Origin of the sequence: Collinsella aerofaciens (assembly GCF_040910185.1) — a bacterium.
Lineage (GTDB): Bacteria > Actinomycetota > Coriobacteriia > Coriobacteriales > Coriobacteriaceae > Collinsella > Collinsella aerofaciens_BF.
Genome location: NZ_JBDGBA010000017.1, coordinates 39,941 through 47,227 on the forward strand (window position 1 = coordinate 39,941; position 7,287 = coordinate 47,227).

Annotated in this window: 7 protein-coding genes; 4 read left to right on the forward strand and 3 right to left on the reverse strand. The window is 56.7% G+C overall.

Going from position 1 to position 7,287, the window contains the following annotated elements; genetic code table 11:
• Positions 1 to 62: 62 nt before the first annotated feature.
• The gene (locus AB5Z54_RS07510) at positions 63 to 953 is read right to left on the reverse strand and encodes a hypothetical protein (protein WP_217749972.1); all 891 of its coding nucleotides are present in this window, start codon (positions 951 to 953) and stop codon (positions 63 to 65) included.
• Between the two features lie 868 nt (positions 954 to 1,821).
• Here AB5Z54_RS07510 and deoC point away from each other — a divergent pair.
• The 4 genes from deoC (at position 1,822) to AB5Z54_RS07530 (ending at position 5,135) form a co-directional block, all read left to right on the forward strand.
• Complete coding sequence (gene deoC / locus AB5Z54_RS07515) at positions 1,822 to 2,496, forward strand: deoxyribose-phosphate aldolase (protein WP_368161023.1); 675 nt, start codon at positions 1,822 to 1,824, stop codon at positions 2,494 to 2,496.
• 149 nt (positions 2,497 to 2,645) lie between these two features.
• Positions 2,646 to 3,488 (forward strand): Cof-type HAD-IIB family hydrolase, encoded by an 843-nt coding sequence (locus AB5Z54_RS07520; protein WP_195444518.1) that lies wholly within the window; start codon positions 2,646 to 2,648, stop codon positions 3,486 to 3,488.
• A 64-nt stretch (positions 3,489 to 3,552) separates the two neighbouring features.
• Positions 3,553 to 4,212, forward strand: a complete 660-nt coding sequence (locus AB5Z54_RS07525) for an HAD family hydrolase (protein ID WP_368161025.1) — start codon at positions 3,553 to 3,555, stop codon at positions 4,210 to 4,212.
• Between the two features lie 59 nt (positions 4,213 to 4,271).
• On the forward strand, positions 4,272 to 5,135 hold the full coding sequence (locus AB5Z54_RS07530) for a PfkB family carbohydrate kinase (RefSeq protein WP_195444520.1): 864 nt from the start codon (positions 4,272 to 4,274) through the stop codon (positions 5,133 to 5,135).
• A gap of 279 nt (positions 5,136 to 5,414) precedes the next feature.
• Here the strand turns inward: AB5Z54_RS07530 and AB5Z54_RS07535 are convergent, their stop codons facing one another.
• Together AB5Z54_RS07535 and AB5Z54_RS07540 are read right to left on the reverse strand one after the other, a co-directional pair.
• Entirely contained in the window at positions 5,415 to 6,197 is a 783-nt protein-coding gene (locus AB5Z54_RS07535) for a TatD family hydrolase (protein ID WP_368161028.1), read from the reverse strand.
• 14 nt (positions 6,198 to 6,211) lie between these two features.
• Positions 6,212 to 7,009: a tRNA threonylcarbamoyladenosine dehydratase gene (locus tag AB5Z54_RS07540; RefSeq protein WP_368161030.1), complete on the reverse strand. Its 798-nt coding sequence runs from the start codon at positions 7,007 to 7,009 to the stop codon at positions 6,212 to 6,214.
• Positions 7,010 to 7,287: the final 278 nt, after the last annotated feature.

Genomic DNA, 7,287 nt, shown 5'->3' on the forward strand with positions numbered 1-7,287 from the left:
AGGACTCCTTTCTGTTGGTTGTGTTGTGGAATAGGATTGTTGCCCGCGGAGGGGCTGGCGGGCTACAGGGTTCGTCCGAGCCTGAGATCGAGCTCGGTTGTGGGGCAGACTGCCTGTTCGTGCGGCTCGCAAGCGCCAAGGGCTCCAAAGCGATAGAGCGTTGCGGCGGGCGTGGTGTAGGCGAGCCGCAGCTGATGCTCGACAGGGGCACATCCGTCATTTTTGTAATGAGCCGCGTAGTACTGCGCGATGCTGGCGTTCATCTCGCTGCCATTGCGATGGCGCTCAAACTGGCGTCTGCAGGTCTCGATGATCTTTGCTACCGACTTGGGTGCCGTCGCGGGAACAAGGGCGAGATAGCCCTCAAATAGCTCGTTGATGCTCAGGAGGCACAGCAGGTCGATTAGCGTCCTTATGGCTGTTCCCTCGGCAGAAAAATGCGCGGTCATGCGGTTATATCGGTTGCGGTCGACGATGGCCGCATGGGGTCTTGGAGTTTTCTGCCCCGTGGTCCCGGGCTTTTGCCGCGCCTGTGTATTGAGCTCGACGTTGCAGCGCTTGAGGCCGTCCAACGGAAGGAACAGTGCGGTGCGCAGGGTGTTCCGCTTGCTTTCGAGTTCATGACGCTCGTCGGGTTCCCATTCGAGCTTGAGTTTCGTGTCAAGCGCCGTAAGCATATGGGCTAGGCAGCCTACGGTAAGAACGTACGAATCGTTGTCGCGTTTTGGGGCATAGGGGTCTGTCAGCTTGCGAATGTCGGGGTCGCCCATGATCTTTGTGCAGCGCTTCAGCAGTTGAGGGTGGTCGGCCAAGATCGTCGCGAGCGGTAGCGACGCGTAGTTCTTGATGGTCGCGGCGGCAAAGGCGGCGTCATATTCGTTTGCATATGCTCGCTCAATGCGGGCATCCAGAATGCTTTTCTTATCGCCGTCTTCAGCGTGGTGGTTTGTCATAGCTTCTCCAATCGGTTGATGTTCGTGCTGTTTGTTGATGTGTTGGTTGTCGTGAGTGATGTGCTTGCCGTGGGTGATGTGCTGACGTTGGGGTGCTATGCGGTTTTCAATGAGCCCGTGAGGCAGTTGCTGCAGGGGCGGGATGGAACGGCCCATGCAAGGCGGAAGGCATCGTGCTCAAAACCGAGACAGCAATGCCCGGGGTGCCTCACATGTGGCAGTTACTTCATTAAGTTGTCATTGCGTTCGGGGTTGTACTTTGCCGATCTTCTTTCTCTTACACGCTGAAAACTGAAACTGAATATGCTCGATCTACTTAAAACCGCAACGGCGGTCTTTTATCAACTTATATGTCGGAACGCGTCTTTGCAAGTACTTTTTTGTCTTTGTTTCAAATGGGGTGGTTTTGCAACCGTCATACGCGCGCTGTGCGAACGTGCCCCGGCTCGGATAAGATAGTGCGATCGAGTTCTACCGCGCTCGCCGCAAGTAGTCTTTGTTGCTGAGATAGGTCATGGCCGAAAGGGGCCCGTATCCTTTGGGATACGGGCCCCTTTTCTGTTGTCGGCCAGATACGATGGGTCGCGTGACGTCGTCAGAGGTCGAATTCGACCGCTAACGACGTTGTGCAGCTCATCATTTCTGGTCGCAAACAGTAAAGGGGCATGAGGGTGTATTGAGGAGGGGGATGTCTTGCTGTCGGCATCCGCGTGCGGTGCCATTCGCTGTCTGTAAATATACGTTTAAAGCTAATTTCATACCACTTGTCGGAATACGGACGCTGTCCTTGCATGCCGGGCGTACATTGAACGTGGTTTTTCGCGTGAAACCACGAATCGGTTGTCAGTCCTGAACAAGGAGGCCCAGCATGACGCTTGCCAAACCCATCAACAAATACATCGACTATATCGATGCCCCCGAGGACACGTTTGAGCAATATGTCGAGAAGGCGTTAAAGTACAACTTTCGCTGCGTATTTGCGAACCTGCAGGAGTACGAGACGGGCCGCGCCATGCTCGAGGACTCTGACATCATCCTTGCCGGCGCTATCGACTTTCCCCAGGGCACTATGGCGCTCGAGGAGAAGCTTGCGAGGTTTGAGGAATACGCTGCGTGTGGCTTTACCGAGATTGACTACGTTTTGAATCAGAGGTCGATCGAGAACCGCGATTTTGATGCCGTCGAGCGCGAGATGACTACCATTGCTGATTTTTGTCGCGCGCATGGCATCACTGACAAGGTAATCGTCGAGATGTGCAAGCTGGACGGCGACGACGCCGCCAAGCGCCGTGTATGCGAGATCGCGCTGGAGGCCAAGCCGGGATTCCTTAAGACATCGACCGGCAGAAGCTTTGGCGGTGCTAAGCTCGAGGACGTGCGGCTGATGCACGAGGTGCTCGGCGATGCCGTGGCAATCAAGGCGGCGGGCGGTATCCATAATTACGAAGAGGCCTGCGCATTCATCGAGGCCGGCGCCAGCGCGTTAGGTGCATCGGCGGGCATCGCGATCGTCGAGGGCGCACCGACGGATGAGCGTCGCTAGCAGACGTATTTGACCTGAGCGATAAAGCTTCACGACCACACGCTGTTCATGTTCGAGACAATATGACTTTTTGCCCGTTGTAAACGGAGTCGCGATGGGTGTTCTGTATGATGGCTCAGACAAGGTTGTTCAATGACAGGGAGGCATATATGGCAATCAAAGCCATCGCGATGGATATCGACGGTACGCTCACCAACGATCAGAAAGTGATTAGCCCGCGTACGCGCGAGAAGCTGCTCGCGGCGCAGGAGTCGGGCATTAAGCTCATTTTGGCTTCGGGCCGTCCCGCATGGGGGCTGCACGCCTTGGCGCAAGAGCTCGACCTTCAAAACCATGACGGTCTGCTGGTGGCCTTTAACGGCGCACACGTCGTCGATGCCCAGACCGACGAGGTGCTGTTCGATCAGGCTATGCCTGCCGACGAATTGCATCGCCTGATTGATCACCTGCGTAATTTTGACGTGATCCCTATGATTTCGCTCGGTCGCGATTTGCACGTCGAGGACTCGTACCATTGCATGATCACGCTGCCTGACGGCTCGCAGAAGAATATCGTCAAGTATGAGCGCGACGCGTGCGATCTTAAGATTCGCGAGGTGGAGAGCCTGCATGAGGTCGCTGATGCTTATCCCGTGGACAAGCTGCTGACGGCGGGCGATCCGGCCTACCTGCAGGCGCATTACGAGGAGATGTATGCGCCCTTTAAGCAGACGCTTTCGGGCATGTTTACGGCCGACTGGTACTTTGAGTACACGGCGCCCGGTATCGACAAGGCCCGCGCACTCGAGGGTGCCCTGCCCAAGCTCGGCATCGATGCCAGTGAGGTCGTATCGTTTGGCGACGGCCAGAACGACAAGTCCATGATTGAGTGGGCCGGCACCGGTGTTGCCATGGGTAACGCCGTCGAAGAGGTTAAGGCTGTAGCCCAGATGGTGACCGCCGATAACAACGAAGATGGCATTGCGGTGACGCTGGATAAGCTGCTGGGTTAGAATCGCCGATTAATGCATGGCTCGGGCGCCTGCTTGCGGGCGTCCTTTTGTTAGGGAGGGTGCCGTGTCCGCATTTCCGTTCGACGCCGTTATCTTTGACATGGACGGCGTCATTGTCGATACCGAGTATTACTACTTGGGCGAGACTGCCGCGTTTGCCAAGGAGCTTGGACTTAATCTGACTCAAGAGGAGTTGAATGGGCAGGTCGGTACCTCGCATCAGTTCTTCCTGCATATGCTGGTCGATTGGTTTGAGCGCGCCGGTAAGGGACACTTCACTGGCGAGGAGGCGTTGGCCCGTTGGGACGAGTGGGCGCATAAGCGTCCGCGTGACTATCAGGCTTTGATTAACCCAGGCGCCGTGGATACGATTCGAGAGCTGCCGCGCCGTGGCGTTCGCGTGGCGCTTGCCAGCTCGTCTCCCATGGTTAGCATCGAGGAAGTGCTCAACGCATGCGGGCTGTCTGATGCCTTTGAGTATGTGGTGAGCGGCGAGCAGTTTAAGGAGAGCAAACCCGAGCCCGACATCTACCTGCATGCGCTGGACCTGCTGGGGCTGCCCGCGAATCGTTGCTGCTGCGTTGAGGATTCCGTTCCGGGCATTACCGCGGGTAAGCGAGCCGGCCTGACGGTCATTGCCAAGCGCGAGGAGCGCTTTGGCTTTAGCCAGGATGCCGCGGACAAGATTATCGACCAGCTGCCGGACCTGCTGGAACTCGCGTAGATTCTGGGCGGCATTGTTGTCACAACAGTGGTTCCGCTGGCATAAGAGAGGGGCGCGCTATGGCATTTAACGTGAGCGCACTGGGGTTTGGCGACAACGTCGTCGACCGCTACGAGCATATTCGCACGATGTATCCGGGTGGCAATGCGGTGAACTTTGCCGTGTATGCCAAGAAATGCGGAGCCGCGCGCTCCGCGTATATGGGCATCTTTGGTAATGACGCTGCTGCCGAGCACGTGATTGCGAGTCTTGAGGATGAGGACGTTGAACTAGCCAAATGCAAGCAGCTCATCGGTGAGAATGGTGCTGCGCGCGTGACCGTCGTTAACGGCGACCGTGTTTTCCTTGGCTCCAATGAGGGTGGCATCCGTGGTGATACTCGCTATGTGCTCGATCGCTTTGACCTTGCGTACATGAAGCAGTTCGACGTAGTCCACTCGGGCAACTATTGCTTTACCGAGCGCGAACTTCCCAAGTTGAAGGCCGCGGGCATCACGGTTTCGTTTGACTTCTCGGACGATTCGACCGACGAGTACTACGAGCAGATTGCTCCCTACGTTGACTTCGCATTCTTTAGCGCGGCAGACGCCGCGAGCGAGGATGAGATTCGCGAGCGTCTGGCATGGGTGAGGGGTCTAGGTCCGCGTTTCGTATCGGCAACGGCTGGCGCTGAGGGCTGCATTGCCTATGATGGCGATCGTTATTACCGCCAACTGGCTAAACCGGTAACGGATTTGAAGGACACCATGGGTGCGGGCGACTCGTTCCTGGCTTCGTTCCTGATGTGTTATCTCGATTCCGCCAAGCGTGGCGAGGATGGTGCCGAGGCCATCGAGCGTGCACTCGACTTTGCTGCCGGGTTTGCCTCGACCGTGTGCGGCATGGAAGGCTCCTGGGGCCATGGAGTGCCGATTTCCGAATAGGTGAGCAGTCCCGGGGAGTCGAATTGTCGCCTCCCTGGGACTCCATGGACAAAAAATGCTAAATATGAGTACTGTCACTAATTTAGTAACAGCGAAATTAAGCTTTTGAGGGCCTAGTTGGGTGTCTGCGAGCGATTAAAACCTGCTAAAAATGACTTTAACCACCTTAAAGTGCCTTGATAATGGATGGCTGTACATTATCAAGGCACTATTTTGCCGTAAAATAATGTTACTGGATTTGCAACAGTACTCATATTTGACATTTTTTGCCCACAGGGGTTAGCGAAGGTCAAATACAGAGCGCGCATTTGCTAAAACTGCCGATTCAATGTGCTTAGCGTCACAGTTTTTGAGTGAGGCAATGCGCATCGAGGTCCTTGTGAGCGATCTGATGAGCGACTGTGCGCTTGTTTCTGTGTTTGGCTCGGCTGGCGCATCGGTCTCGAGCAGTAGACGGTCGAGTGGAATCTGTCGGGCGTATTCGCGTCCACGTTTGGTGGCGAGCATGCGCTGGTTGACGGAAAAATAACAGTCCGCATCACGCGCGCGGACGAGTTCGTCCGAAGTGCCGCTAAACCAGTGGAAGATGATAACGGGGGAGTCGGGGTTTGGGATGAGTAGTCCATGCGATTCGAGGACGTCCAGTACGGCTCCTGCCGAACGAACGGCGTGAATTGATATCACGCGCCCGGTAAGAGGATGCTGCACGAGTGTATCGCAGAGCCGGTCAAATGCCTGTATTTGTAGCGGCTCACTTCCGGCAAAGCGTGCGGAAAAGTCGAGTCCCACCTCGCCGATGTAGCGCTCTTGGGCAGCAACTTCGCAAAGCAGATCGACTTCGGCAGGACCGCAGCGGCCGTCGGCGAGCCACCAGGGGTGGAGCCCAACGCCAGCGATGATGCCTGGTAGGCGACGGGCGCGCTCGTTTGCGGCCGAAAAGTCGCGTGGGTCGACCCCGCAGTCAAAGAGCCCCAGACCCGACGCCGCCGACTCACTGGCTGCAGCATCGGGGCCGAGCATCAAATCAAGATGACAATGCGTGTCAAAGAATTGCGGTTCCATCGCAGGACATCCTGCTAGTCCAGGCGTTGGCCGTCGGCGCGCACACGCTCGGTGCCGCGTCCACTGATCTGGCGGATAACCTCGCCGGCAATCATCTGACCCATGATGGGCGGCATAAAACTAGCGGTACCCAACTCGGTACGCTCGTGGATGTTGGACGGGTCGCGGGGTTGGGTCTTAACCGATTCCTCGCAGCTAAACAGCGCGTGCAGACTCTTGATTCCGCGCTTCTTACATTCTTTGCGCATGATGCGGCTCATGGGGTCGCGTACCGTATCGAAAATGTCGGCAAAGCGGAGGCACTCGGGATGGAGCTTGTTGGCCCCGCCCATGGAGCTAACCAAACGAATGTCGTGGTCCTGAGCATATTTGGCAATGGTGAGCTTGGCCGAGATGGTGTCGATGGCGTCGACGACGTAGTCGAGCTTGCCGTCCGTCTGCTCCAAAACGCTCGCGAAGAACCCGTCAATGTTGTCGCTCAACAGGTATTCGGTGCGTTTGATGACGGTGGCGGCAGGGTTGATGTCGTGGATCATAGCCTCCATAACGTCCACTTTGCGCTTACCGATGGTGCTATGAAAGGCAATGGCCTGACGGTTGATGTTACTGGGCGCGACGATGTCTTTATCCAGAATTACGAAATGGCCAATGCCGCCGCGGGCAAGTGCTTCACAGCAGTTGGAGCCCACGCCGCCGCAGCCGAGTACCAGCACCGTGGCGTCAGCGAGCTTGTCGAGTGCCTCGCGGCCCATGATGATCTCGAGCTTGGTGTCGCGCGTCTCGATGGGTGAAGCGGCTATGGTTTCGGTCATGGATATCCTCCGATGGGGAAGCGAATCGTGTTTTAGCTATCGCCATTATAGGTATTATTGCGATGGTTGATTTCCGATCTCAGCCGAACACATTGAGCGGATAGGCCATTCCCGCAGTTAGCCGAACGCCTCCGCGGCCCCTCCTGGGGTCCGGGGGCGCCGTTTTCCCAGTTGAAGGAACGGTGGAGATGTGTTTCGATAGGTCCGGTGGCCATGCTCCGCCCGCCGCCCGGCACCTCTTCCCAGACTCAGCCGGACGGTCGGTCCGTCTATTCCGT